Annotated in this window: 26 protein-coding genes; 10 read left to right on the forward strand and 16 right to left on the reverse strand. The window is 45.8% G+C overall.

What is annotated here, in order from left to right; genetic code table 11:
* The first annotated feature begins 290 nt into the window (after nt 1–290).
* From QT984_RS21200 to obgE, 3 genes are all read left to right on the forward strand, one after another.
* Complete coding sequence (locus QT984_RS21200) at nt 291–1364, forward strand: class I SAM-dependent methyltransferase (RefSeq protein WP_333056867.1); 1074 nt, start codon at nt 291–293, stop codon at nt 1362–1364.
* A 418-nt stretch (nt 1365–1782) separates the two neighbouring features.
* Complete coding sequence (locus tag QT984_RS21205) at nt 1783–2679, forward strand: Mo-dependent nitrogenase C-terminal domain-containing protein (RefSeq protein ID WP_333056868.1); 897 nt, start codon at nt 1783–1785, stop codon at nt 2677–2679.
* Nucleotides 2680–3341: 662 nt separating this feature from the next.
* Complete coding sequence (gene obgE, locus QT984_RS21210; RefSeq protein WP_333056869.1) at nt 3342–4382, forward strand: GTPase ObgE; 1041 nt, start codon at nt 3342–3344, stop codon at nt 4380–4382.
* Between the two features lie 281 nt (nt 4383–4663).
* On the opposite strand, the gene QT984_RS21215 is transcribed toward obgE, so the two are convergent.
* The 7 genes from QT984_RS21215 to QT984_RS21245 form a co-directional block, all read right to left on the reverse strand.
* Nucleotides 4664–5422 carry an HNH endonuclease gene (locus QT984_RS21215; RefSeq protein ID WP_333056872.1) on the reverse strand — a complete coding sequence of 253 codons (759 nt, stop codon included), beginning with the start codon at nt 5420–5422 and terminating at the stop codon, nt 4664–4666.
* 91 nt (nt 5423–5513) lie between these two features.
* Entirely contained in the window at nt 5514–5942 is a 429-nt protein-coding gene (locus tag QT984_RS21220; RefSeq protein WP_333056873.1) for an HNH endonuclease signature motif containing protein, read from the reverse strand.
* Nucleotides 5939–6412, reverse strand: coding sequence for a hypothetical protein (locus QT984_RS21225; protein WP_333056874.1), 474 nt, complete (start codon nt 6410–6412; stop codon nt 5939–5941). The genes QT984_RS21220 and QT984_RS21225 overlap by 4 nt, the downstream gene beginning before the upstream one ends.
* Nucleotides 6409–6810 carry a hypothetical protein gene (locus QT984_RS21230; protein ID WP_333056875.1) on the reverse strand — a complete coding sequence of 134 codons (402 nt, stop codon included), beginning with the start codon at nt 6808–6810 and terminating at the stop codon, nt 6409–6411. The genes QT984_RS21225 and QT984_RS21230 overlap by 4 nt, the downstream gene beginning before the upstream one ends.
* A 65-nt stretch (nt 6811–6875) precedes the next feature.
* Entirely contained in the window at nt 6876–8465 is a 1590-nt protein-coding gene (locus tag QT984_RS21235; RefSeq protein WP_333274226.1) for a serine hydrolase, read from the reverse strand.
* Nucleotides 8416–8562 (reverse strand): hypothetical protein, encoded by a 147-nt coding sequence (locus QT984_RS21240; protein WP_333274223.1) that lies wholly within the window; start codon nt 8560–8562, stop codon nt 8416–8418. The genes QT984_RS21235 and QT984_RS21240 overlap by 50 nt, the downstream gene beginning before the upstream one ends.
* Before the next feature lie 154 nt (nt 8563–8716).
* Nucleotides 8717–9673: an RNA methyltransferase gene (locus tag QT984_RS21245; RefSeq protein ID WP_333056907.1), complete on the reverse strand. Its 957-nt coding sequence runs from the start codon at nt 9671–9673 to the stop codon at nt 8717–8719.
* Nucleotides 9674–9832: 159 nt separating this feature from the next.
* Here QT984_RS21245 and QT984_RS21250 point away from each other — a divergent pair, with 159 nt between their 5' ends.
* Together QT984_RS21250 and QT984_RS21255 are read left to right on the forward strand one after the other, a co-directional pair.
* A complete protein-coding gene (locus tag QT984_RS21250) occupies nt 9833–9988 on the forward strand; it encodes a DUF2256 domain-containing protein (protein ID WP_006631540.1) in 156 nt (51 codons plus the stop codon).
* 72 nt (nt 9989–10060) lie between these two features.
* Nucleotides 10061–10996: an isoaspartyl peptidase/L-asparaginase gene (locus QT984_RS21255; RefSeq protein ID WP_333056878.1), complete on the forward strand. Its 936-nt coding sequence runs from the start codon at nt 10061–10063 to the stop codon at nt 10994–10996.
* 314 nt (nt 10997–11310) lie between these two features.
* On the opposite strand, the gene QT984_RS21260 is transcribed toward QT984_RS21255, so the two are convergent.
* The 3 genes from QT984_RS21260 to QT984_RS21270 all read right to left on the reverse strand — a co-directional run bounded on the left by QT984_RS21260 (nt 11311) and on the right by QT984_RS21270 (nt 13128).
* The gene (locus QT984_RS21260) at nt 11311–11493 is read right to left on the reverse strand and encodes a type II toxin-antitoxin system RelE/ParE family toxin (RefSeq protein ID WP_333056879.1); all 183 of its coding nucleotides are present in this window, start codon (nt 11491–11493) and stop codon (nt 11311–11313) included.
* Between the two features lie 39 nt (nt 11494–11532).
* Entirely contained in the window at nt 11533–11802 is a 270-nt protein-coding gene (locus tag QT984_RS21265) for a type II toxin-antitoxin system ParD family antitoxin (protein ID WP_333056880.1), read from the reverse strand.
* Nucleotides 11803–11871: 69 nt separating this feature from the next.
* A complete protein-coding gene (locus QT984_RS21270; RefSeq protein WP_333056881.1) occupies nt 11872–13128 on the reverse strand; it encodes a WD40 repeat domain-containing protein in 1257 nt (418 codons plus the stop codon).
* 187 nt (nt 13129–13315) lie between these two features.
* Here QT984_RS21270 and QT984_RS21275 point away from each other — a divergent pair, with 187 nt between their 5' ends.
* From QT984_RS21275 to QT984_RS21285, 3 genes are all read left to right on the forward strand, one after another.
* Nucleotides 13316–13936, forward strand: a complete 621-nt coding sequence (locus tag QT984_RS21275) for a hypothetical protein (protein ID WP_333056882.1) — start codon at nt 13316–13318, stop codon at nt 13934–13936.
* Between the two features lie 76 nt (nt 13937–14012).
* Entirely contained in the window at nt 14013–14501 is a 489-nt protein-coding gene (locus tag QT984_RS21280; protein ID WP_333374886.1) for a hypothetical protein, read from the forward strand.
* 371 nt (nt 14502–14872) lie between these two features.
* Complete coding sequence (locus QT984_RS21285) at nt 14873–15625, forward strand: hypothetical protein (RefSeq protein ID WP_333056884.1); 753 nt, start codon at nt 14873–14875, stop codon at nt 15623–15625.
* 311 nt (nt 15626–15936) lie between these two features.
* Here QT984_RS21285 and glmU read toward each other — a convergent pair whose 3' ends face one another.
* Nucleotides 15937–17316, reverse strand: coding sequence for a bifunctional UDP-N-acetylglucosamine diphosphorylase/glucosamine-1-phosphate N-acetyltransferase GlmU (glmU, locus tag QT984_RS21290; protein ID WP_333056885.1), 1380 nt, complete (start codon nt 17314–17316; stop codon nt 15937–15939).
* Between the two features lie 53 nt (nt 17317–17369).
* Nucleotides 17370–17693: a hypothetical protein gene (locus tag QT984_RS21295; RefSeq protein WP_333056886.1), complete on the reverse strand. Its 324-nt coding sequence runs from the start codon at nt 17691–17693 to the stop codon at nt 17370–17372.
* An 81-nt stretch (nt 17694–17774) separates the two neighbouring features.
* Between QT984_RS21295 and QT984_RS21300 the strand changes: the two genes are divergently transcribed.
* Both QT984_RS21300 and QT984_RS21305 read left to right on the forward strand, forming a co-directional pair.
* Nucleotides 17775–18743: a hypothetical protein gene (locus tag QT984_RS21300; protein ID WP_333056887.1), complete on the forward strand. Its 969-nt coding sequence runs from the start codon at nt 17775–17777 to the stop codon at nt 18741–18743.
* 26 nt (nt 18744–18769) lie between these two features.
* On the forward strand, nt 18770–19594 hold the full coding sequence (locus QT984_RS21305) for a sulfurtransferase (protein ID WP_333056888.1): 825 nt from the start codon (nt 18770–18772) through the stop codon (nt 19592–19594).
* A gap of 346 nt (nt 19595–19940) precedes the next feature.
* On the opposite strand, the gene QT984_RS21310 is transcribed toward QT984_RS21305, so the two are convergent.
* From QT984_RS21310 to QT984_RS21325, 4 genes are all read right to left on the reverse strand, one after another.
* A complete protein-coding gene (locus QT984_RS21310; protein WP_333056890.1) occupies nt 19941–21413 on the reverse strand; it encodes an MBOAT family protein in 1473 nt (490 codons plus the stop codon).
* A 514-nt stretch (nt 21414–21927) separates the two neighbouring features.
* Nucleotides 21928–22062: a hypothetical protein gene (locus tag QT984_RS21315; protein ID WP_333211702.1), complete on the reverse strand. Its 135-nt coding sequence runs from the start codon at nt 22060–22062 to the stop codon at nt 21928–21930.
* A 204-nt stretch (nt 22063–22266) separates the two neighbouring features.
* Nucleotides 22267–23826: an ATP-binding protein gene (locus QT984_RS21320; RefSeq protein WP_333056891.1), complete on the reverse strand. Its 1560-nt coding sequence runs from the start codon at nt 23824–23826 to the stop codon at nt 22267–22269.
* Nucleotides 23823–24842, reverse strand: coding sequence for an ATP-binding SpoIIE family protein phosphatase (locus QT984_RS21325; RefSeq protein ID WP_333374888.1), 1020 nt, complete (start codon nt 24840–24842; stop codon nt 23823–23825). Before QT984_RS21325 ends, QT984_RS21320 begins: the two co-directional genes overlap by 4 nt.
* Between the last annotated feature and the right edge of the window lie 262 nt (nt 24843–25104).

Here is a 25104-nt window from a genome sequence, read left to right on the forward strand (position 1 = left end):
GCAAGATGCCCGTTCCACAAGAAGAAAATCTACTCTTTGTGGAACAGGCATCTTGCCTGTTATTGAAAAGGGTGCAAGATGTGAGTTATAACTGAAATGTACCATTGTCAATAAGCTTTATGAACGGGCAAGATGCCCGTTCCACAAGAAGAAAATCTACTCTTTGTGGAACAGGCATCTTGCCTGTTATTGAAAAGGGTGCAAAATGTGAGTTATAACAAATAACTAATAACTAACAGCTAACAACTAACAGCTAACAACTAACAGCTAATCACCTCTTCGCGGAATTTATGGGCGCCGAAAGTACAATCAACCAGACCGAACAGCTACCGCTGGTAGTAAATCCCGACATTCTCCAGCAAGCTATCCTATACAAAATTAATACTCGCATAAACGCTCGCGGAGAATTAATTTTCCCCTGCGTACCGGGAATGCTAAGCCACTATCTCAAGTCGATAGAAAAGCTATTTAGCACTCTCGACAGACCCCTGCCCGAAGACCGCAGAGACGAACTCAGCAAGCTTTTAGCCACCAAGTTAGAACAAGGCTACCGCACCTCCACAGCATCGATGCTGATCCTGCAATACGAATCAGTGCAGCCGCCGCAAACCGGTTTAGCCTGCAAAGTGATTGTTACTACCTCAAGTGTTGGAGAACAGTACAAAAGCTGGGTAGACACCAGAGAACCTCCGCTTTTCGGTTCTCATCCAGATGCAAAATTGATGGCAACGGCTGCTAAATTGGGCACGCCCGATCGAGTGCGGATTTTGGACGTGGGGGCTGGTACCGGCCGCAATACCTTGCCCCTGGCGAGATTGGGCTATTCTGTAGATGCGATCGAACTAGCCCCAGCTTTTGCAGAACAATTGAAAGCAGCAGTAACAGCCGAAAACCTTCCCGTGACAGTGACTGAAGGCGATGTGCTCGACCCCTTAATGCGGATGAAACCGGCCCGCTACCAGTTGGCAGTTGCCGCCGAAGTCATCTCACATTTTCGAGACAGCGATCAAGTACGGCTTTTCCTCGCTAAAATGTGCGATTCCCTGTCTCCTGGAGGTCTGTTGCTGTTCAGCACGTTTTTAACCGTCGGTGACTACCAGCCTGATGCCCTCGTGCGACAAGTTGCCCAACTCTCCTGGTCTACTTTATTTACGCCCCAAGAACTCGCCACTGCAATGGAAGGGTTGCCCTTAGTCCAAATATCCGACGAATTGGTGTTTGAATATGAACGCCACCACCTGCCGGAAGCAGCCTGGCCCCCGACGCCCTGGTTTCCCAGTTGGGCCACGGGTCGAGATGTCTTCCCGATGGCAAACGCACGCCCGCCAATGGAATTGCGCTGGATTTTGTGCCGCCGAAGTTAAAAAAAATCGGTCATTTATAGACGGACACAGCAATCAAAAGCTTTGCTCGGCGGTCAATTTTTTCTCATATATTTTTATTTCAACAGCTTAAACCCTGCTCGCTGTTAATATTGTGCTGCCAGTACAGAAAAATTCACAAAAATATATATTAAAATGTAAAGAGAGCGAAGTTCGATCGCCCCTGGGTAAGAAACCCAGTGTCTGATTAGATCCCGCGCTTGCCAACCTTTTATTTTTGGCGAAAAATTGGGTTGCTAATGGCAATCCGGCTGGAATAAAAGTCGATCCCCATCTCAATGGGTGCAACTAAAGTTAAGATGAATTCAACCAACCTATTCCTCCCGATAGATGACTTTTTAGGGAATAGGATTAGCCAAAAGATTAGCTCGCTAGTCAGAGATGCTGCACAGAAACAAATATGCTTTTAACACATCCACTACAAGCGTTTGGAGCAATCTTCGGCCACAAACCTTCCACAAATAGATCGTCGATCGACCACAAAACCAGTAAAAATTATTGGGAGGGGAATATTGAGTCCGCTGTAAACGAACAAATTGACTGGTACATCCAAGTGGAAATGCTAATGAGTAACGCTAAATCTTCCTGCACCAATGAAGAGATTACTGCTTGGCTGCGGGGATTGCTGACAATTGCTTGGGCAGACGGCAACTTTGACGAAGACGAGCAAAAAATGATTGCAAATCTAACTCAGGATGAACTACACCCGGTATCTTTTGAGGAGGGTTTTGAACCTATTGCCCCAGAGGAATTAGCCGCTGTGTTAGGGAAAGACACCGCCAAAGGCGAGGATTTTTTGAGGACAGCAGTCATGGTAGCTTTGGCAGACGGTACCTACTCGCTCAGCGAAGACGAGGTAATCTCTAAGTTTTGCACAGCTTTGGGGCACAATGTAGAGGCGCTGGAAGCTCTGCGACACACCATCGAAGACAGCAAGTGCGATGATCCGCAGGGGCCCAGCAGCCAAATAGTCTTTGATGCCAATGTCGCCCCCGTCGCCGGAACACCCCTTTCATCTCGGCTACCTAAACCTCACCACAAAGATGTCCTGCAACCCGTCAAAGACTGGCTTGACGGCTGGGAAATTCACGACCCCAAAGTGGCACACTTTGTCTGTAAAATTATTCCGCCCCAGTGTCCGTTTGAGCGAGATGTCGTGTTATTTGGTCGCAAAATCGTCCACATTCCGGCGATGTGCCAGATTAACCCGCTTTACGAACAGTTAGTCGGGATGCGCTTTCGAGCTCTCTGCTATTTGGCAGATGAATGTAAGGAAGATGTATCGTCCTATTGTTAGTAGTCATTAGTCATTAGCCATTAGCCATTCTGGTAAAATCTTGGATTAATGACTGTAACTATTAACCAATGACTACTAATTAGTCCTGAACGCAAAAACCTGGTTTTTCTACGAAAAAACATCATTACACCCATCCGCCCCAGTAGAAAAACCGGGTTTATGCAGTTTTTGTGCGTGAGTCCTGCTAATATCAAATCTGCTTTGATAATACTAATTCAACCCCAGTTTTGGTACAATCCTCAAGCTTATACAAATTATTAAAAATCGCCAATTTAGGAGCCGGACACGGCATTGCCGTTTCCCTACAAATGCTCACGTACAATCTCTGGTTCTGAACTACTTTTAAAAATTGGTAAAATTATAATTTTCCGGCAACTGTAAATCGCGACTAAACTTGGCTGTCGTCCGCCGACGCGGACTATAGGAAAAGGGGAATATTGTACTTGCATCTGGTATAATAACTAATGACTAATCACAACTAACAATTGACAATTGACCAATGACAAGTGATATCATGTCCGGTCGATTACCCCTAATAAGGTAGGGGCGGGTTCACGAAAAATATTTGCCAATAATTGACAATCTCAAAAACCCGCCCTCTTAATCGCTCGATTGGACATGATATGACAACTGACAACTGACAACTGACAACTGACTAAATTATGCAATTTATCGATCGAGCAGATATTCAAGTCGCAGCCGGCAAAGGTGGCGACGGTATGGTAGCTTTTCGCAGAGAAAAGTATGTACCGGCGGGCGGGCCCAGTGGCGGGACAGGCGGCAAAGGCGGTTCCGTGTATATGGTGGCGGTGGAAAGCCTGCAAACGCTGCTAGATTTTCAGTACAACCGGATTTTTAAAGCCGATGACGGGAAGCGGGGCGCGCCGAAAAATATGACTGGTGCAGGTGGGGACGATCGCACGATCGAAGTTCCCTGCGGTACAGTAGTTTACGACGCGGAAACTCAGGCAATCTTAGCAGATTTAGTAACGCCCGGACAGACTTTTTGCGTAGCCAAAGGTGGCAAAGGCGGTTTGGGAAACAAGTGTTTTCTGACCAATTCTAACCGTGCTCCAGATTATGCGATGCCGGGAAAAGAAGGAGAACACAAATTTTTGCGTTTGGAATTGAAGCTATTAGCTGAAGTGGGAATTCTGGGGATGCCCAATGCTGGCAAATCCACCTTAATTTCAGCTTTATCTGCGGCCCGCCCCAAGATAGCAGATTATCCGTTTACAACTTTAGTCCCGAATTTGGGCGTAGTCAGAAAACCCAGCGGCGACGGTACTGTTTTTGCTGATATTCCGGGATTAATTGAGGGGGCTCACGAAGGTGCTGGTTTGGGTTACGAGTTTTTGCGGCACATCGAACGGACTCGGTTGTTGCTGCATTTGATCGATATTACGGATGAAGATCCGATCGCCAATTATGTCACAATTCAGGAAGAATTGAAGGCTTACAGACGTGGTTTAGCCGATAAACCGCAGATTTTGGCTTTTAATAAAGTAGATGCGATCGACCTCGAAAGCGAAGAAATCGGTAATTTAATCAGCCGACTTAAAGAAATTAGCGGCGCTCCTGTTTTGTTGATTTCCGCCGTTAGTAGACTTGGATTGGATGAATTGATGCAGCAAGTTTGGCAAAAACTCGACGAGATGAACGAGAAAGAGGCGGCAGAACAGTTAGCAGTCGCGAGTGTTTAATCGCTTTCCGGTTCCTGGAATTTCCGTGAATCGGTAGGTGTTTTTTTGAGGGGTCAATCGATTTTAGATTTTAGATTTTAGATTTTAGATTGAAGCATTGACCCCACGGATAAATTCGGGGGCTGGTTGATCGGATACAGGTTTTTTATTTCTGGACGGATGAATCACGTGGCGGTTATCCTGGATGCGGGAATTGTCAAATCTTTCGGCTGTATGCCTGGTGCGGCAAGGGTTTGAGCCTAAATGGTATCATAAAATATCTTGGACATCTATCTACGAAGTCAGTTTTTACTAAGTAAATCTTTAATTTCTTCAATAGTAAATGGAGGATATTTCCTATGAATCATTGCATGACAGTTAGGACATAGTGGACGTAAATCTTGAATAGGATTAACTTCATATTCTTGATTAATTTCAGCTAAAGGTATTATATGGTGAACATGAATAAAACCTTTACCTATTTCTCCAAAAACTTTTTCAAAGTTAAACTTGCAAACATAACAATTTAGCCCATAATATTCAATACATTTTTTGCGAGCTGGATTATTTCGTTCATAAGCATTAACTTGTATTTGACGAATAGAACCTTCTTTAAAAGTTTGAGTTTCCTCTACTTCTCCGACTTCATCAGGAAATATTAGCGTATCATCTGAGACACTAAAAGAATCGAAAAGCTGTTCAAAATCAAGCTTGGGTGTGGTTAAAATTTTGCAAACTAAAACATAGAGTTCTTCTTCAGAATATTCTTGAAATCCTTCATAAATTTCTTTCTCACAACGCCATAACTCTCTCTGCCACCAGCCTTTACGCCTATTTTCATGATAAGGATCAAAGGCATCTCTCAAATTTTTGATTGTATTAGCGGAAATTCCAAGTAGAGAGCCTATTTTTTCATGGGTATCAGTCATATTACCAAATCCCAATTTCTGATAAGCATCTCTATCAAATCTTGAAAGATAATAAGCTACTATATAAGCATACGGGGAATTACAATCACCCCATGAGTCTATAAGACTATTCCAGTTAGACGGTTTTTTCACAATTAAAATTATTCATTTGTTTTGTAATACCACTTATCTAAATTATTGCTACAATCTGCATCGTTGGGTTGATTTTATAATCACCTACTGTTTATGTGGTTTGTGGGCTGGGTGCTGGATATTCCCCAATACTGATAAGTTGCTCGCGTTCGAGGATGCGTTCTAGGAGGTTAAATTGCAGAATTTTAGCGGTTACGCGCCCTTCTGGTGTCCGTGGGACGATTGCTCCTCCTTCTAGCCGAAAATGGTCTGACCATTCCTGGAGACGGGGATTAAAAAAGGGAGTTAGCTGTCCAGTCTCAGGGTCGATAGAACCTAGGTCAGTTCCTTTGAAACGGTTGCAGCAAGGACAGGATAACGCTAGGTTTTCCACGACGGTGACCCCATCATGTTTTTCAGCAATGATGTGTTCCATTTCAAAGGCAAAGAGTGAAGCCGTTTGGGGAAATCGACAATACTCGCATTGGTCTCCGGCGCGTTGGGTGACGACGCGACGCACAGTGGCTGGTACATAACTCATGCTTCTGTCTGTAAGCGTTTGTAGGCGTGAGCTTTGGCTAAACGCACCCAATGTTCTAACAGCAAATAGCGATCGAGTTCGACTTCCTCTCTGGCCGAAATAGTGCCGGATTTATTGCGATCGAGCAGTTCGCTCATGCGGGCTTGCAACGCAGGTGTGGGGCGGATTGCGAGGATTTCTTCTGGGCTGGGTTGACTGGCTAGCAGTTCCACTATTTGGCGATCGTCTTGGTAGGGAATGGTTTCTGCGGGGGCGAGTTCCCGAAGTGCGCGATCCAGGGCTTCCGGGAGACGATCGCCCAATTGTTGCAGTTTTTCGCCGAGGATATCGGGAACTTCTAGGATAATTTGCATTAGTGCTGATGTGAGGAGGGGAATTCCCTTGATTGTAACAAAGGGAAAAAATGCCGTTAGCTTAAATCCCGATCGAGGATTGAAACTGCATAGCCCGATATTTCCACAGTTATTCACAATGGAGATAACTCGCGAATTTGCCCGTTGTAATCGACTCTCACCCTTCCATCTTGAGAAACCGTAACAACCGTTTCTACAGTAAAGACAGACGAACCAGGCTTGGAACCCTTAAAAGTAAAAGTCCAAGTTCCATCGCCATTGTCTACAAACGGCGATTCCCTAGAAATACCGTGCATAGAAGCTTCAGCTCGATAGTTGCCTAAACCCCCATTAGCCCTTTCTGCTGCTTGACGGGCTAAGTTTTTCGCCCGATTGAGTTCGATATTATTGTTGATCGCTCTCACGCCGTCCGTCTCAGATTCAGGAGCAGGATTAGCATTACTCAAGGTAGGGAAGACTCCCACAGCTAAAATTGAGAGCGCTACTAGACAAGCAAGTCGAATGTTTAGTTTCATAATACCAACTGGTTTATAGTTTGATAAAGTCTACAACAATAGCCGGAAAAAACCCGGTTGAATTTTCAATTTTTAATTTTAACTTTTGAATCGGCTGGCGTTTCCCCACCGTACAAATAGCGGTAACTCATCCGAGAAATCTCCCGAATCAATGTTTGAGCTGGCTTCTCTGTTTCCGGCGAATGCTTCACCATCACCGCCACCAAATAACGCTTACCGTTCGGCAAATCCACCATACCGGCATCCGCAAGAATTGTATCAATGTTGCCGGTTTTGTGAGCAATAATTGAACCTTCGCCTAAACCTTTCGGCAGCAAAGAATCATTTCTAGTTTGTCGCATGATTTGCAAAATACGATCGCGCGATTTCACCGATACCAAATTACCCCGATCGATCTGGGCGATGATATTAATCAAATCCTTCGGACTGGTAGTATTAGTACCCTCCAAATCTGGCAAATTATTACGCAGAACCGTGGTACTCAAACCCCAATTTGCAAAATGCTGATTCAAAACCTCAGCACCTCCCAACAACTCAATCATCATATTTGTCGCCGTATTGTCACTGACAACAATCATCTTTTGGGCAACTTCCAAAGCCGAATACTTCTTACCCGGAGACTCGTCTTGCATATCCCCAGAACCGCCGACAATGTGTTCGGACTTCAGCGTCAGCACCTGATCTAACTGCACTTTGCCCTCATCTACTGCTTGGAAAAAAGCTACTAAAATTGGTACTTTAATTGTGCTAGCTGAAGCAAAAGCAGTATCGCCATTAAAATTTAGGTAGCTTCCAGTATCTAAATCGACTAGAAATATTCCGGCTGTTAAACTAGGATTTTCTGTTGCTAAAACTTGAACTTTGGTTTTCAAAGCCGCTAATTCTTGATTCAGTTGCAGCACTTCTGGGGCTGCTGGTGCCGCAGATGCGCTATCGGCTGGGTTGTTCTGCCCTGTGGTGGTTTGTTCTTCTGTCGCTACAGTCGATGCTCGACTCACAGCATTTACCACCGACAGCAGCGTACCGCAAATTACCGCTATCCCAACTCCCAGAATCAGCAAGCGAGTAGCATACACCAACGGCGGCACGCTCCGAGGTGCAGAGCGTTTGCCCGGTTTCTGGCTCGCTTGCGGACGCGGTTTAGGCACGGGGGGTTTTTTGACATCTGGGGGGATTACCGTGTCTGGAATGCGAACTGGGGGCGAAGTGGGACGACTTCCACGGGTGGTAGGGGGAGTGGCTGTTGGGATCTGGGTGTTGGGATTGCTGGCGATCGAACTCACATTTTCCCGCTCCAGAGTCGGATCTGGAAACTGGAACATATCGACAGCAGCGAGGCCTTTTTTGCGTGGTTGGCGAGTCTTCGACTGCGGAGTTTTGCTGGTTCTGGGTTTTCTGGGGTTAATTGCCGATCGAGGATCGGATAAAAAGTCTTGTGTAGTAAATTCTTCCGAAGATGTGGGAGAATTGGCTCCAATTCTGCTGCCCCGGCCCTGTTGCGGTGGCAAAGTTGCAGGTTCGGGCGATCGAATTTCTGGATTGCCGTTTTGCGGTTGGGGAGGGCGGCGGCGGCCCGAGTTGCCAGACTGACTTGCTTTGCCGGACTTAGGCTGCTTTGAGCCGGAGTTGGGAGAGGATATCGACGAGGATATCACCGATAATATCGATCCTTTGGGAAACCGCTCTGCCACGTCTTACTCCTTCATCACTAATGTAAAGTTCAAGTTTAAGATTTTTCCGCTTGTCAGCCAATCAATTTTAGATTTTAGATTTTAGATTTTAGATTTACCCCAGACGCTGCATGGTATCAGCAACCGGGTTTATTGCCCGCAAATTATCGCAAAGCTTAGGTTTTTAGTCAAGAAACCCTGTTTTGAAGGTGACAAGTGGGTACAGGAAAGTTCTCCTAGCTATCTGTTGGATTTTCCGGCAACGCCCCATCCAGAGTATCAGAATTTGCCTCTCGTGGGTAACTTTTGATTGCCCATTCTGTTTGGCGGAGGACGCCCCGCAGCATGGCGACTTCATCCACTGTCGGATAAGCCCTGTTGTACAAACGCCGAAATTTTTCCATCCGGCTTGCTGCTGTGTGCTGCTGCAAATATCCTATTTTGAGTAAAAGCGTTTCTAGTTGCTGGTAATATCCCTCTAAATTTTCCAAGGGAGCACTGGCGAGGGGAATTGAGAGATTTTCTGTCTGGCGGGTGGCAAGTTGTTCTTGGTAACAAGTTGATAAATTATCTGTGGCATGGGGTATTGAAGAGGCAGAGCCTCTGGATATGCGTTCCCCGGCTGAGCCGGGGAACGAGGCATCTTCTTCTTCCTTCCCTGTTCCTTCTTCCCTCTTCCCTCTTCCTTCTTCCTTCTTCCTTCTTCCTTCTTCCCGGTATAGTTCGTAACAGCAGATAGCGACGGCTTGGGCGAGATTTAGAGATGTGTAGGCATCGCTGCTGGGAATGCGGATCAGGCGTTGAGCGCGGTTTAATTCGGCATTGGTCAAGCCGCAGTCTTCTCGGCCGAAAATGAGGGCGCTGGGGGCTTCTAGGAGCCAAGGCAAGGCCTCTGCGGGTTCTTCTAGTTGTGTTGGCAACGATCGACTATCATCCCCTGTAGTTGCGATCGCTCTGACACACCCAACCAAAGCAGCGGGCAAACTCTCGACTACTTTCGCCGTTTCCAATATGTCGGCGGCGCGAACTGCCATCAGTCGGGCTTCTTCCCCTAAATGATCGCATTGGGGATTTACCAAAACTAATTGGTGCAAACCCATATTTTTCATGACGCGGGCAACAGAACCGACATTCAATGGGCCTGCCGGTTCGACTAAAACTATTCGGATGTTGGCGTCGGCCGTTTCGAGCATTTTTATTTGGGGAGGTGTTTGGTAGAAATTAGGTTGTTTCCTTAGCAACAGGCAAGATGCCTGTTCCACAATCAAATTTAACTCTTGTGGAACAGGCATCTTGCCTGTTCATAAAAATGGTACAAGATGGGAATTAGTTAATCTATTGTCAAAATTAGCATGGCTAAGCAACGATCGAAATCTGATTTACCGACAAAAATGTGCCCGGTATGCGATCGACCTTTTACTTGGCGCAAAAAATGGGCCGACTGCTGGGATGAGGTCAAATACTGCTCCGAACGATGTCGTCGCCGCCGTTTGGCGGCTCAAGATTAAGAAGTTAGGGCAAGTTGCTCGAACAAAGCTAAGATTGCAAAGGAAAAATTTTAGGTTATTAGGTTATAAATTATGGCATCGCAACAAGTGCAACCAAAGCTAGTTATTCACGGCGGTGCCGGCAGTTCTCTACACAGTAAAGGCGGAATTGAGGCGGTGCGGAAATCGCTTTACGATGTTTTGGAGGAAGTTTATCCGCTGCTGAAAGACGGTGCAAGTGCCGTAGATGCAGTGGTGCGGGGGTGCCAATTGTTGGAAGATGACCCGCGATTCAATGCCGGTACTGGTTCTGTGGTGCAGTCGGACGGTCAAATTCGGATGAGTGCTTCGCTGATGGACGGTTTGATGCAGCGTTTCAGCGGGGCGATAAATGTTTCTCGCGTTCAAAATCCGATCGAACTTGCTAAATTTTTGCAGACTTCGGACGATCGGGTTCTCTCTGATTTTGGTTCGGCAGAATTGCTGCGAGAACTTCACTTGCCGATTTACGATCCGATGACGGATTTGCGTTTGCACGAGTGGATGCAGGAACGCCAAGGCAATTTTAGCAAAGCAATGGCTGACGTGGTTGCCGAACCGGCCGGTGTGGGTACGATCGGAGTCGTAGCTTTGGATGTGCATGGACGCTTGGCTGCTGGGACTTCGACTGGTGGCAAGGGTTTTGAGCGGATTGGGCGGGTTAGTGACTCGGCGATGCCGGCGGGAAATTACGCGGCAGGGAGTGCGGCGGTAAGCTGTACGGGGATTGGCGAGCACATTATGGACGAGTGTTTGGCCGCGCGAATTGTAATTCGGGTAACGGATGGTTTGAGTTTGAAAGCTGCTTTTGAGCGTTCTTTTGCTGAAGCTGACGAACGTCAACGGGATTTTGGCGCAATTGGAATTGATGCTAGCGGGGCGATCGCTTTCGGCAAAACTAGCGAGGTGATTTTGGGTGCTTTTCACAATGGTATGCAAATGGGCGATACTTTGGAAATGAGCAAGGGAACGCTGATTTTCATTGCTTAAAAATGGTTCTTAATCGGTGATTCCGATCCTCGACTTCTCCAAGAAGTCGGGGAGTTCGATCTGCGTTAGGAATGAGAATTAAATAACTTCCACAAGTTTGTGGGATGGGCGTCCCACAATAACAATTAAAATTGTAAGTTATTTAATTCGCGATCCTTAGTTTTACTCATTCCTTTCTCACTTCTAGCAATATGGCGACATTTTATGCAATGAGTTCTGAAAATGCGCTCGTCCTATCCTTCATCCGAATCTGAAAAAAGAGATTCCAAGTCGCGGTATCCATTCACTACGCGAACTACATCAATTCCATCTTCTCAGGGGTAATAAAAAACGATGTAATCATCGACAATAAATCCTCGCAAGCTGGGAGATAGCTGGCTATAATTTTTACCCATATTAGGAAAATCCGCCGTGACTTTACATCGTTCTCGAATCCTATCAAAAAGCTTACTGGCCGAACTGTAATTATTACCAGCAATAGAAGGAGCAAATGTCATCTAAATCTTGAATTGCATCATCTGAGAAAGAATAGCTGCTCATAATCCAGACTCAGAAATTGAGCGAATTTTTTCCTGCAATCTGGCAAAAACTACTTCACCATCAGTCACTTTTCCTTGAGCAATTTGCTCAGTGCCGCTAGCAATTTTTTGTCTGAGTTCTGCCAGACGCTGCTGTTTCAGTGCACGATTTCTTTCTTCTAGCAGTTGCAATGCTTCGCTAATTAGTTCCTGAACGCTGTCATAGTTGCCACCTTGTAATTGCGAGAGCACGTATTTTTCCTGTTCTGGTGTTAGGGTAACATTCATTGTCTGGGCCCCTCTCAAAAACCTTAAATCAATTATACTCCAATAATTTAATCATGGCCCGTCACCTCTCTAATCTTCAATCCGCAGTTGCCAAAGTTTAACAGTACCATTCTCTCCGCCACTGACGAGAGTTTCGCCCAAAAGCCCGATCGCCACCGCAGACACAGGGCTAGAATGTCCATCTAAAGTGTGCAGCAATTCGCCGCGAAAATTCCAAAGTCTAACAGTACCGTCAAAACACCCCACTGCAAAGTATTTCCCGTCGGGGCTAATTGCGGCGGCGGAAGTGATGCGAATTGCTGTTTGCAGCGAATGCAATAATTCGCCTGTTTGCAAATTCCAGAGTTTGATAGTTTGGCCACCATGATTGACAAGAATTTGGCTATCGGAAGAAATCGCTACATAATTTTCGCTGCCAAATGTTCGTCTCACTTCGCCTCCCGGCAATTCCCACAAAGTGACTGTGGCGCGACAGAAACCGCTGGCTGCATTGAGGCCGCTGGCTACTAGCATTTTTCCGTTGGGACTCAGGGCGATCGCACTTATGTCATCCCCTTGATAGCCTGCCAAAACTTGCAGCAGTTGGCCGCTGTTGAGGTGCTGAAGCTTGACAGTGCTGCGGGTGGTGCCGATCGCCAAAATTTGCCAGTCGGGGCTTACGGCGACGGATTCGTGGCGGTGTACCTCTGCCAAACGCTTCAGCAGTTGGCCGTTTTGCAGGTTCCAGAGTTTGACTGTACCCGCGCGCGATCGTGTCAGCAGCGTTTTGCTGGCGGGACTGAAAGCCACTAGCAATACGGCTGTTGAATGTCCGAAAATTGTCTGCTGCAGTTCCCCGCTGTGCAAACTCCAAATTTTCACTGTACTATCCTCTGATCCCGTTGCGAGGAATTGTCCGTCGGGACTGATAGCTGCAGACAAAATCCTGTCTGAATGGTGGAGAGTAGCTTTTAATATGGCGCCGGTTGAGGTTTTTGGCTGCGTTTTATATCCGGCTATTTCCAGCCAGTCGATCGCATCTCTCCAATTTTTAAGAGCATTTCGGGGCCGATTTGTCAATAATTCTATGTATCTGTACAAAGTTTTTGACAAGTCAACTTCTACACCTTTGATTTGTTTGTTGAGAAATACCGCAATTTCGGCTGGGCTGTAGCCGCACAACAAGCCGCAGAGGTGCCGCTTTTCTACAGGTGTCAGCCCTCTTCTGGTGTGGGGGGCGAATTGTTGTTTGGCATTTGCCAAGTCGGTGTAAAGCTTTTGGATGTCCCAGCCTTTGCTGGCGCGTGCAAATGGTTCTTCGGGTCGATCGAGGGTTGAGAGTATCATTTGCGGCAGTCGCGATCGAGTTCCTAGTCAAATTCCTAACCTAAATCCTAACATTCGCTGTGCGCGATCGAACTGTTGTCACCGCTAATCTATTTTTAACACAGCAAACAGGGGAAAGAGTTTCAGGTTGAAAATCCGCTCTTTTACAGTTGTCAAAATAAGTATACATCTACTGGAGAAATAGAAAATGCCGGGAATTGCGATCGCCTTATTTTTTATCCTAGGTTTAGTTTTAAGTCTTGTTGGCTATTTTTGGGGATTAGTTCAAGCTTTTGGAGAGGAAACTATTTGGGGAGTGCTTTACTTGCTTGTCCCATTGGCATCATTGGTTTTTTATATCAAAAATTGGAGCAATGAAAAAATTAGAAAAACCTTCTTAATTCAATGTGCTGGATTGTTGATGTTTGTATTGGGAGGCATTACTACTTCAGTATTTTATGGCAAAAATTTTGTAAAAATCTCTGGCTCTGGATCTAATGTAGAGCAGGGGTATAACGAGCAATCGCCCTCTTCTTTTCCTTCTGGTTTCAACACTTCTCCATCACCCAATCAAGAGTTATCTCCTGCTTTAGAGCCATCTCCTACTTCTGCTGCATCTGTAAATAATCCTAATTCTGCACGTGTTGCTGCTCAAAATTCTGACTTCAAACAATTGATGAAAGTCGGCTATATTTACTACGATCGGGGAGACTATCAAACCGCTTTAATCAATTTTAACAGAGCTTTACATATACGTCCCGGCGAGGCTTATGCTGTCAAGGCTGTTTACAACACCAAAAGTGCGATCGTCCAAAGCAGTGTTAAATAATAATCGGTGCAGTAAAATTTGCATACAGCGAATAGATAAGTGATTCACAATGTAGTTAAAAACATCACATTGCACAATGAAAATCATCAAGCAAACACCAAATAAATTAATAATTAAAACAGCGAGCTTTTGGGATGGTTTTCTCTTAATTTCCCCCTTTATCGTTATGGGATTATTGCAGATTATTTTAGTATCAAATTGGATAGGTGGAGGTATCTTTCTGTTGTTTTCGCTGTCTTTGTTGGACGGGGCGATAGATGAAACATATATTTTTGATAAAACTCTTAGCAAAATGACCATTAAACGACGGGGTGTATGGCTTCATGATGTTACCGAATGCTCAACTCGCGATATTTCTGCGGTGGAATTAGAGGAAATAGGAGATAGCGAGGGAAATCGTAGTTATTATGTTGATTTGTGGATGTTCGGGGGCGATATCATCTGTTTAAGAAGCTATTCACTAACAGAACAATACAAAATGGCTGACTTGATTCGCAGCTATATCTCGATTAAGGATAATCGCACGGTTAGCAATGTATTTGCCCTACAAATCAGTGAACCCTAGCTATAGCAATCCTAAATATTCAGATAAATTGGTAGGGGTAGTGCTAAGAGTGCCTACCCCCTATCTATCGGGCAACCGGGCGTGGGATTGCCCCTACAATAATTATGCAAATGATGCGAGGATTGCTATATCGCGTAGGCAATCGCCCAAGTCCATCACCAGGGAGAAATGACGGAAAGCTATCTCAAAGCCACCCGCACCTATACTCGCTACAGTTATTGTGCGCGAGACATTTTAGTGCTAATATCTTAGCAAGATCAAAAGGCTCAGGTCATAGGACAAACTTCAAATAACATATAAGTTAACAATAGGGCGCATCCCAGCAAAGATAGGGCCTCTAATATCCTTTGTTTAATCTCAGGGTAAAATAAATGAAAATAATCGAGCAAACAGCGACTGAATTAAAAATTCAGACTCGTGGCGTATTTGATTTTTGGCTACCTAGCTGTTTGTTAATGGTATTTGGACTGAAATTGGCGGCGTTTGATTACAATTTGGCAAGCCTGTATTGTCACAGAGTGCAAGGAACACAAGGGAATTGTCAGTTGGTGCGATCGAGCTTGCTGGGATCGAAGATTCAAGAAATTCAGCTTGCTTCTTTGCAGGGAGCAAAAGTTGTCAGAGCGGCCTACACCAGCAAAGTTGTACTTCGGACTGATGCTGGCTATGTTCCTTTCACTGCTAACTCCCCTAATTGGGGAACCCAAGACGCTATTGCTTCGGACATCAATTCTTTTGTTAAAAATGCGGAGCGCAGATTGCTGGAATTAAAGCTACTCGACAGTTGGTTTCTAGGGATAGGAGCCATATTTGTGACAGCAGGGATAGCAGTAATAGCCTTCGGAAAAAAGGAAATTTATAGCTTTGATACAACTTTAAATGCCCTGACTGTTAAACAGCAGGGTTTGTTGGGAACTAAGCTAATTCAATACTCTCTGTGCGAGATTTATGGCGTGGAAGTCGAGCGAACAAAAGATCGGGAGCATGACATTTGGTACGAAGTTAGACTGTTAGTTTGTGGAGGCTCTCGCATCTCCCTACCCCGCACTATGAACCCATACCAGCAAGCAAAAATCGCCAAAGCGATTAACAACTATCTGCACCAGCAAAATAACCAAAAATAGCTGCTCGCGATCGACCCGATTTCTCAAGGTTGGAGACTTACGCAGAAACCGGGTTTTTTAGCAAAATCTCTCCTAGAGTGCGATCGCTTCCGTTATAAAAACCCGGTTTCTTTGGTATCGAGTGCGAAACTCGCAATTGGGTGGAAACTGATCATCTAAAAAGTGAACAATCGTTCACTTTTTAGGTTCTTTCGGAGCGCGAATTAAATAACTGACAATTTTAATTTTTATTGTGGGATGGGCGTCCCGCCCGTCCACTCATGACGGGCGGGACGCCCATCCCACTTTCAAGAGTGGAAGTTATTTAATTCTCATTCCTTCAACTTCCAACCTGGTTTGACAACTTGCCGGGAACGAGCCATTACTAAACAATCATTCGGCACATCTTCTGTCACCACAGAACCCGCCGCTACAGTAACATCTTCCCCCAAAGTTATCGGTGCAACCAGCACGCTGTTAGAACCCGTTTTACTCCGATCGCCTATTTGAGTTTTGTGCTTGTTTTTTCCGTCATAATTCGCCGTAATTGTCCCCGCACCGATGTTGACTTTTTCTCCCAAAGTCGCGTCGCCTAAATAAGACAAGTGAGCGACATTAGTTCGATCGCCTATTTGAGTATTTTTCAATTCTACAAAATTGCCGACGCGACAGTTAGCCCCAATTTCTGCGTGTCCCCGCAAATGTGCGTAAGGGCCAATTCGCGAATTTTCAGCAACCATACTGTCAGAAACCACTGAATAAAGCACAGTCACATTTTCCCCAATCTGACTGTTTTCGATCAAACTGCCGGGGCCAATGCGACTCCCGGAGGCGATCGAAGTATTTCCCCGCAAGTGAGTTTGCGGTTCAATTACGACATCCGGCTGCAACTCTACGGTATCGTCGATCGTGATGCTGTTGGGATCGAGCAGCGTCACTCCCGCCGTCATCCACTTGTCCTTTATCCGCGTTTGCAAAATATCGCAAGCTGTGGCTAAATGTTTGCGATCGTTAATTCCCAATATTTCTTGATAATCTTCCACATCCACCGCCATCACGGGGCTGAGGAAATTTACCGTATCAGTTAGGTAATATTCTTTTTGGTCATTATCTGCCTTCAATTCTGGCAAAATTTTCTCTAAATCCGGCCAGTGAAAGCAGTAAACACCTGCATTAATTCGGTGATTTTGCTTTTGAGCTTGTGTGCAGTCGCGGTGTTCGACAATTTGCTGGACTAAGTTTTGACTGTCGGTAAATACTCGTCCGTACCCTTGGGGATTCGGTAAATTAGCTGTCAATAAAGTAGCAGAGTTTTTGTGCTGTTTGTGAATGGCCATCAATTGTTTGATAGTTTCTGCCCTCAGCAAAGGTACATCCCCATTTAAGACCAGCAAGTCTCCTTGAAATCCCTCTAAGTGAGGCAGCAATTGTTGGATGGCATGACCGGTTCCCAATTGTTCGGTTTGTTCGACAAATTCTAGGGGAGGAGATTGAGGATTTTTTCCTGATCTTTCTTGACCTCGAATCAGGGATTCTTTAACGAGTTCACCTCGATAACCGACGATGACAAGTCGCCTGGTAATTTGAATTTCTTGACAACTTTGGAGGACTCTCTCAACTAGCGATCGACCGCCTAATTCGTGTAGAACTTTAGGCAAGTCAGATTTCATGCGCGTGCCGCGTCCAGCCGCTAAAATTGCTATTGCTACCATTGTGCGATCGAGTTATTTGCTATAAAAAATTGAATATTGACTAAATGATGATATCACTCGCTGTCCGCCGATGGCACTGCGATCGCACAATTTTTTAATCTCAAATCTCGAATCCGCGCGATCGAGCATTTTTCCAGCCGGATGCTGGTTGTAGGGGCGACGCTGGCAATATCTGGACTGGCGCGCCCGGTATCAAAAACCTGGTTGCAGCAGCAGTATTTGGCGGCTGAGCAAGACGACTTGCATTCCTCACTACAAACCTGAGTTCGGCTTAAAGCCAAGCAATGCAAGTCATTCCCCAAGGGATGCCAGGGGGAGCGAGAGTGAGAATTTGCATCTTTGGGCTGGGATTTGCCGCGATATATTATACTATTCATTGAATTTCAGTTAGGGTGTTTTTAACTTAAAAAAACTATTTATGAATTTTTCATTCCTTCTGCATTATCAGGTGTCCAGCTATGACAGAGCTTAATTTTCAGGAACTTGCCAAGCAGGGAGATATTGCCACTGCGATCGCATCTTGGCTCAACAGCCAGTTGCAATCTGAAGGCATCACAGCCTCCGCTAATCTCGACGGCGACTGTTTGGATGTAATTCTTGAGGCCGAGCAGGTACCCATAGAAAATACATTAGTTGATTTTGTTCGCACCGAGCTGACGAATTTGCAGCCGGATTCGATTCGCAAAGTGAAGGTTGAGGGCCGAGAAAGCGGTCAGATTGCTGCTGCTTGGAGTCAAGAGTTTAGTTGGGAGAATAGCACTTTTGAACCACAGAGCTTTGGAGGAGAATCTGTACCAAATACTGCTGTGGTTAATATGGACGATCGCACAGAGATGGAGAACAATATTGAGGAGGAAAAACCGTCGGAACTTGCTGCATTTGAGAACCGACTGCGATCGACTTTCATTGTAGTCGGGCTAGTAACGGGTATGTTGGCGATCGCCGTGGTGGCGTTTGTCGGTAAAATTTTGAACCAGCCAGCAGCAACTGCGGGGAATAATCCGGGTGAAACAGCAGATTTAGCAACTGCACCGGATGCTGCACCAGATACTTTTCGAGAAGCCGTTAACAGCGCACTCAAAGCAGCAGAATTAGGGCGATCGGCAAAAACCAAGGAAGATTGGAGTACAGTTATCGATCGTTGGCAAGAAGCCGTCTCATTAATGAGAAGAGTACCAGTTTCTAGCCCCAACCATCAACTAGCTCAAGCAAAAGTAATCGAGTATCAGAAATATCTGCTTTACGCTCAAGAAGCAGCAGTAACTCCCCCTCAGCCAACTCCAACTCCCGCACCAGCCGAAAAATCACCTTCGGAAAAAGCAACTCCTAAAAAATCCAATTCTGAAAAAAGAGCTTCGGAGAAACAAACTTCTAAAAAATCTCGTACCGATAAAGCAGAACCAGAGAAAAAAGCTCCTTCCCGATAAATGTTAAAATATAGATTTGAATACTTATGACTGACAACACTTTAATCGTTTCTCCTGAATGGTTAGCCACCAATACCGACAATCCGCAAGTGGTAATCATTGACTGTCGTTTTTCCCTTGCCGACCCTGAATTGGGACAAAAACAATATCAAGAAAGTCACATTCCCGGAGCTTTCTATTTAGATTTAAACCGCGATCTCGCGAGTGCTGTGGGCAAACACGGCGGTAGACATCCGCTGCCAAACATTGAAGAATTAGCTGATAAATTGAGCGCGATCGGCATTAATTCACCAGAAACTTTAGTCGTCGCCTATGACGATTCGCGACTGGCTTTTGCAGCTCGCTTGTGGTGGCTGCTGCGATATATGGGACACAGCAAAGTCGCTTTGTTAGACGGCGGTTTCAGCGGCTGGAAAGCGGCGGGCTATCCGGTAACAAATATTTTGCCAGACGCCCGCGAGGGTAAATTTGTTGCTCAATTGCAGCCGGATTTGGCGGTAGATATTGAGGCGGTAAAAGCGCGTAAAGACTTGCCGGGAAAGATTTTGGTTGATTCGCGAGAAAGCGAGAGATATGAAGGTTTGCGGGAGCCGATCGACCCCATTGCAGGTCACATTCCGGGTGCGGTTAACTATCCGTGGCAAGGGGTGACGGATGAAACTGGAAAAGTGCGATCGGCATCCGAACAAAAACAGCGGTGGACAGAATTAGAAAAAGCTGAAGAAATTATTGTTTATTGCGGTTCCGGGGTGACGGCTTGCGTCAATTTACTGTCTTTAGAAATTGCCGGAATTCCCGATGCTAAACTTTATGTAGGTAGCTGGAGTGACTGGTGTTCTTATCAGTTGTAGGGTAGCGGGCATTGATGTCAACTTAACGTTAAACCCTCAGTCCGGCAGCGGTTGAAACAAGAGCCTCAAAGCGAAATTCCTCGCGATGAGGACTAATGAGTTCTTCAGTCCTCTTTGAGAGGACTTTAGCTATGAGACAGGGAATTCATTCCCTGGCGGACTATTGGGTGAGCGGGAGGACTGGCGAACAAAAAGCTTAAGTTGACACTAATAGGTAGCGGGGAATCACTTCGACTGACATCTTGCACCATTCTCAAGAACAGGCTTTCCGGCCTGTTCCACAAGAAAATCTACTCTTTGTGGAACAGACCGGAAAGCCTGTTCAGAAGGCGACTTAAATAATACCCTAAAAATCAAAATAAATATAAGGCAAACCGCCTTCGGGAGCCAACACCCAAACCGCATACAAACAAAGCGGCACTAACACCAATTTCATCGGCCAATTTAACTCTAATTTCAAACCCCGACTCAACGCATAATTCCCCAGCATCGCCACAGCCAAAGCAGCCAAAATCCAAGCTAAACTCACTCTATCTAAACCCAAAGCTTCTACATAAACTTTCTCAGCAAACTGCACGTCAGCAGTGTGTCCCCACAAATGCGAAATCGCCCATCCAGAATCCTTTAAATCGGGAAGTCGGAAAAATATCCAACTACCAAAAACCATCGCCTGAGTCAACAGCCAACCGATCGCAATCCCGATCGGATTTTCCCACAAAAACTCGATCCGCCACCGCTTAAACAGCACATCACTCAGCCTGTGAACCGCCAAAGCTAAACCGTGTAAAACCCCCCACACAATAAATCCCCAAGCCGCCCCGTGCCAAATTCCCGCAATTAACATGACAATAGACAAATTCAGACAAGTGCGCCACAAACCGACTCGCGAACCGCCCAAAGGAAAATACAAATAATTGCGTAGCCAATCGCCTAAAGTCATGTGCCAGCGTCGCCAAAAATCAGCTATGCTGGCACTAAAATAAGGAAAATCAAAATTTGGTGGCAAATACCAACCCAGCAGCAAAGCAGTACCGCGCGCCATGTCAACATAGCCACTAAAATCGAGATAAAGTTGCAGCCCGTAAGCCAAAATCGCCAGCCACAAATCCTCGCTACCCGCCCGCTGTAAATTGGTAAAGCTTAAATCGACATAAATTCCCAAGTTATCTGCGAAAAGACCTTTTTTTACTGCACCAAAGGCGATCGTCCAAAGTCCCTCAGAAATGCGATCGGGCGTTGGAAATTGTTGGGTTTTCAGTTGATATATCAAGTTGTGATACCGAGTAATCGGGCCGGAAATCAGTTTGGGAAAAAACAACTTGTAAGCAGCAAAGTGCAGCAGCGAAGTAGCAGCAGGCGCGCCTCGGTACACGTCAATCAAATAAGCAATGCACTCAAAGCAAAAGAAACTCAATCCCAGGGGTGCGATGACGTGACTTTTCACCCAGTCAGCCCCGTCGATAGCTACAGGCCAATTGAACAAAGTGCCGATCGAACTCAATAAAAAAGGCACATACTTAAAGCCCAGAAGCAGCAACACATTCAGGCAGATGCCTATCCACAGCAGCAACAAACGGCGGCGGTTCCAAGATTCATTAGCAATCCGCCAATCCAGAGGTTCCCCAATCGCCATCCCCAAGCAGTAATTAAACAAAGCAGCGACTAACAGCAAAGGAATGTACCAAATTTGCAGCGAAGCGTAAAAAATCAAACTACCCGCCAACATGATGAACAGTCGCCACCACTGCAGCGGAACCAACCAGTAAGCCCCGAACAAAACTAACAGAAACAGCGCATATTGAAGCGAGATGAAAGTCATACCATTTTAGATTTTAGATTTTAGATTTTAGAATTGGGAATGGCTTATTTTGTATGGGTTTGGATTCCGGGTCTACTGTTGCATTATTTTTATTAATCGAGACTTTGCTAAGAACAAGATTTATCCTGGATTTTAGCCGATCGCCCACACGAAAACAGGCCATCGGTAAGTCCCTACTATATAGTCGGCAACTGAGAACTGCTACATTTTACAGCACAAAGGTTAAATTCTGTTGCAAATTAAATAAATCTTGCCTGCTATAAATTAACTCTCTGAGGAATGAGAATTAAATAACTTCCACAAGTTTGTGGGATGGGCGTCCCGCCCGTCCGTTTTGGACGGGCGTCCCGCCCATCCCACAATAACAATTAAAATTGTAAGTTATTTAATTCGCGATCCTTACGAACCATATAAAATTCGGTGAAAAAATATAATTAGGTTTGCAGCATCGGACTTCAGTGCTCAAAAGCTACAATTCCTGATATCGTTTCCCTTCGCATCGGAATAATATTTTTTATCGTGAAATCCTAGCATCCCGCACAGCAAAAAAGTGATGTAACCCAAAATGTTTGGAATTCATCACGATAGCAGGTATTTGACAAGTAGTTCGATCGCCTTTCAACTCTTCCAAAACGTCAAATTCAGTCAATCGATTTTAGATTTTAGATTTTAGATTTTAGAATTGAAGCATTGACTTGCGCGAGATAAATACGTTCGGCCAGTTTCATCGGATACAGGTTTTTTATTTTTCCACGGATGAATCACGTGGCGGGTATCCTGGATGCTTTCAGTGAGTATCATAATGTCGATAAAAATTGCTTGCGGTTGCTCAAAGAGCAGCCGAACCCAACCTTCAGCGCCGTCGGCGACCTATATCGCAGTACAATGAATTTCTCCCAGCAAGTTTTTCAGCAAATACCGAAAAACTATCTTCATCCTCCTCAATCAAAACTTTGGCTGCTGAATCCGCCGCTGGCGATCGCCCGCAACCCCGCAAGCTACGAGAATTTGCGTTTGCCAGCGGTATTTCATCTCCCTTAGCAGGGGACATTTCCAAAGGGTTTTCTTCCTCCCCAGGATACAGAATTGGCAGTGTGACAAAAAAAGTCGAACCCACTCCGGGTGAACTTGTGATTTCAATACTTCCCCCCAGAAATTCCGCCAGTTTTTTGCACAGAGACAATCCCAATCCCGTGCCTTTGACGCCATTCTGCAAGGGGTTTTCGAGTTGGACAAATTCTTCAAAAATCCGCCTTTGGTCGGCTGGAGGAATTCCTATGCCCGTATCTGCTACTGAAAAAGTAACTGTTCCCTCCTCTCCTATTTCCGCAGCAACTCTAACTTCACCTGCTGCGGTAAATTTGAGGGCATTAGAAATCAGATTTCGCAAAATCTGAGAAACTTTTCCCTCGTCGGTTGTGAGGATTGGAAGTTCGAGAGGATCTTCAAAAATTATAGAAACGGCAGAGTTTTGGGGAAGCAGGGGGCGCATCATTCCTCGCAGGGCGCTGAACAAATCTTCGACTTCAAAATCAGCCAAGCGAACAGTTAGTTTTCCGGCTTCCACTTTGGCTAAATCTAACGAGTCGTTGACAAGTTCTGCGAGAGACTCGGCGGATTTGTAAATGTAATTTACTTGCTTGTCCTGTTCGGCTGAAAGTTCTCCGTCGAGGCGATTTAACAATATTTCGGAAAGGCTCATAATTGCCGTTAGGGGAGTGCGAAACTCGTGGCTCATATTGGAGAGAAAGCTGGTTTTGAGTTCGCTGGCGCGCCGGAGAGATTCGGCTTTGTCGTTCAATTCAGCGTAAAGTGCTAGGACTCCGCGATTGGTATCTTCTAGCTGTTGATTTAATTGTACGAGTTCTTCTTGACGCTGGCGGAGTTCGTCTAAAGTGCGTAGTAATTCTTGATTTTGCTGCTGAATTTCGGCATAGGGATCTTCGGGAATTTGGCGCGCTAGTTTGTCAACTAATTGATTTAGTTCGATCGCACTCAGCGCAGGCATATTTTTGGAAAACTGTTTAATTAATTGTACAGCCGTTCCGCGATCGGGCCGAGAGTCGATTTTCACTTCGTCCATCAACCGTTTCGCTGCTGCTAAACCGAGTCCCGCGCCGGTTTGCGATCGAAAATTGGGGCTTAACACAGCCGCTAAATCAGCAATTCCCGGCCCCGTGTCAGAAATCCGAGTCCGAAAAACTTGGGGCGATTCCCCTTCCACAATGAATTCTACTTTGCCACCGCCTGCATATTTGAAAGCATTGCGGGCAATTTCGGAAACTGCTGTGGCGATGCGGGTTTGTACTTGGGAATCGAATCCCAGCCCTTTAGCAATTTGGCGAGCTCTTTGGCGTACTTGTACGATGTCTTGTTCAAAGCGGACTTCCGTCGTCAGGATTGGATAACTCACGCTGCTTCTCTTACCTTGGCTACTATAACTGTCATGTCATCGCGAGTGCGTTTGAAGTCCCGGTAGAGCACGGCTGCGATTAAAGCAGGATGTCTGGAGGCTAAACCCGGGTAGCGGTTTAAATTCCACTGCGCCGCCAAACCGTCGGAGTGCATGATGAGTAGGGACTGCTGCGACCAAGGATAAACAAATTCTGCTACTTTTCGCATCATATGTCCAACTGTGCCATTGTAGGAAACCATGGTGCGGCTTTGGTTATCTGTGACCACTACACCGCTGATGTTGCCAATTCCGGCAAAACAAACTGTTTGTTGGGTACGATCGATTTGGGCGATCGCCGCAGCCGCTCCTCTGGTATTTTTTAAAGCAGCGTGCGCCTTCTCTAAAATTGCTTTCGGCCCGAGTTTGGCGTTTTCCTCAAATACCCGCACTGCTTCGCCAGACGCTTCCTGGGCCAAATCCCCGTAGCCGAGCCCGTCTGCAACTAAAATCAGGTTTTTCTCACCGTGATTTTCTGCCGCCCACGAATCCCCGCAAATTTGCTCTCCTACTTTCGGCAAGTGGATTACCCCAAATTCCAAGTAATTGCTGTTTTGGGATGCTTCCCGGCTATTTTGGGTCGGTTCCAGCCGCATTAATAAGGCTGTCCCCAGTTTTGGTACAGAATGAATATCAAAAAAAGTAGAGAGGCGTTTAATTGCCCCCAGTCCAGTTCCAGGGCTTCCCGCTGTAGAAAAACCGTCCCGCAGACACAGCGCGACATTTGCCATTCCCTGCCCCCGGTCTAGCGCTACTATTTCAATGCTATATCCTGCGGCTGTTTTTAATGTTCGCAGCAAAATTTCTCCTTCGCGGGCGTGCTTGACCAGGTTTTTTGCGGCTTCCGTGGTAACAATTGCCACTTTACCGCGATCGGTCTCGTTAAATCCGACTTCGGCCGCGAGGGCGACTGCGATTCGGCGCGCTTCTCCCACTTGACTTTCTTCTGTTACGGGCAGGGCTACGGCATCTATCATTATTTTGTAGTTCTCATCTTAAGCTGGCGCGCATTTAAAAAGTCATTAGTCATTAGTCATTAGTCATTAGTTCTTAGTTTAGTTAGCCATCGCGCGATCGACCTCAGAAACCGGGTTTCTACTGAGATTTCTCGTTACCCAACCCAAAACTCATAGAAACCCGGTTTCTCATTAGTCATTTGTAGCGCGCGATCGACCTCAGAAACCGGGTTTCTACTGAGATTTCTCGTTACCCAACCCAAAACTCATAGAAACCCGGTTT

It is taken from the genome of Microcoleus sp. Z1_B2, assembly GCF_036700325.1.
In the GTDB taxonomy this organism is placed as follows: domain Bacteria; phylum Cyanobacteriota; class Cyanobacteriia; order Cyanobacteriales; family Microcoleaceae; genus Microcoleus.

Excerpts from the sequence above, each read along its gene's own strand:
- QT984_RS21200 (WP_333056867.1), top strand. The coding sequence starts at position 291 with ATGGGCGCCGAAAGTACAATCAACCAGACCGAACAGCTACCGCTGGTA.
- QT984_RS21205 (WP_333056868.1), top strand. The coding sequence starts at position 1,783 with ATGCTTTTAACACATCCACTACAAGCGTTTGGAGCAATCTTCGGCCAC.
- obgE (WP_333056869.1), top strand. The coding sequence starts at position 3,342 with ATGCAATTTATCGATCGAGCAGATATTCAAGTCGCAGCCGGCAAAGGT.
- QT984_RS21220 (WP_333056873.1), bottom strand. The coding sequence starts at position 5,942 with ATGAGTTATGTACCAGCCACTGTGCGTCGCGTCGTCACCCAACGCGCC.
- QT984_RS21230 (WP_333056875.1), bottom strand. The coding sequence starts at position 6,810 with ATGAAACTAAACATTCGACTTGCTTGTCTAGTAGCGCTCTCAATTTTA.
- QT984_RS21245 (WP_333056907.1), bottom strand. The coding sequence starts at position 9,673 with ATGCTCGAAACGGCCGACGCCAACATCCGAATAGTTTTAGTCGAACCG.
- QT984_RS21250 (WP_006631540.1), top strand. The coding sequence starts at position 9,833 with ATGGCTAAGCAACGATCGAAATCTGATTTACCGACAAAAATGTGCCCG.
- QT984_RS21255 (WP_333056878.1), top strand. The coding sequence starts at position 10,061 with ATGGCATCGCAACAAGTGCAACCAAAGCTAGTTATTCACGGCGGTGCC.
- QT984_RS21260 (WP_333056879.1), bottom strand. The coding sequence starts at position 11,493 with ATGACATTTGCTCCTTCTATTGCTGGTAATAATTACAGTTCGGCCAGT.
- QT984_RS21265 (WP_333056880.1), bottom strand. The coding sequence starts at position 11,802 with ATGAATGTTACCCTAACACCAGAACAGGAAAAATACGTGCTCTCGCAA.
- QT984_RS21270 (WP_333056881.1), bottom strand. The coding sequence starts at position 13,128 with ATGATACTCTCAACCCTCGATCGACCCGAAGAACCATTTGCACGCGCC.
- QT984_RS21275 (WP_333056882.1), top strand. The coding sequence starts at position 13,316 with ATGCCGGGAATTGCGATCGCCTTATTTTTTATCCTAGGTTTAGTTTTA.
- QT984_RS21280 (WP_333374886.1), top strand. The coding sequence starts at position 14,013 with ATGAAAATCATCAAGCAAACACCAAATAAATTAATAATTAAAACAGCG.
- QT984_RS21285 (WP_333056884.1), top strand. The coding sequence starts at position 14,873 with ATGAAAATAATCGAGCAAACAGCGACTGAATTAAAAATTCAGACTCGT.
- glmU (WP_333056885.1), bottom strand. The coding sequence starts at position 17,316 with ATGGTAGCAATAGCAATTTTAGCGGCTGGACGCGGCACGCGCATGAAA.
- QT984_RS21295 (WP_333056886.1), bottom strand. The coding sequence starts at position 17,693 with ATGAATAGTATAATATATCGCGGCAAATCCCAGCCCAAAGATGCAAAT.
- QT984_RS21300 (WP_333056887.1), top strand. The coding sequence starts at position 17,775 with ATGACAGAGCTTAATTTTCAGGAACTTGCCAAGCAGGGAGATATTGCC.
- QT984_RS21305 (WP_333056888.1), top strand. The coding sequence starts at position 18,770 with ATGACTGACAACACTTTAATCGTTTCTCCTGAATGGTTAGCCACCAAT.
- QT984_RS21310 (WP_333056890.1), bottom strand. The coding sequence starts at position 21,413 with ATGACTTTCATCTCGCTTCAATATGCGCTGTTTCTGTTAGTTTTGTTC.
- QT984_RS21325 (WP_333374888.1), bottom strand. The coding sequence starts at position 24,842 with ATGATAGATGCCGTAGCCCTGCCCGTAACAGAAGAAAGTCAAGTGGGA.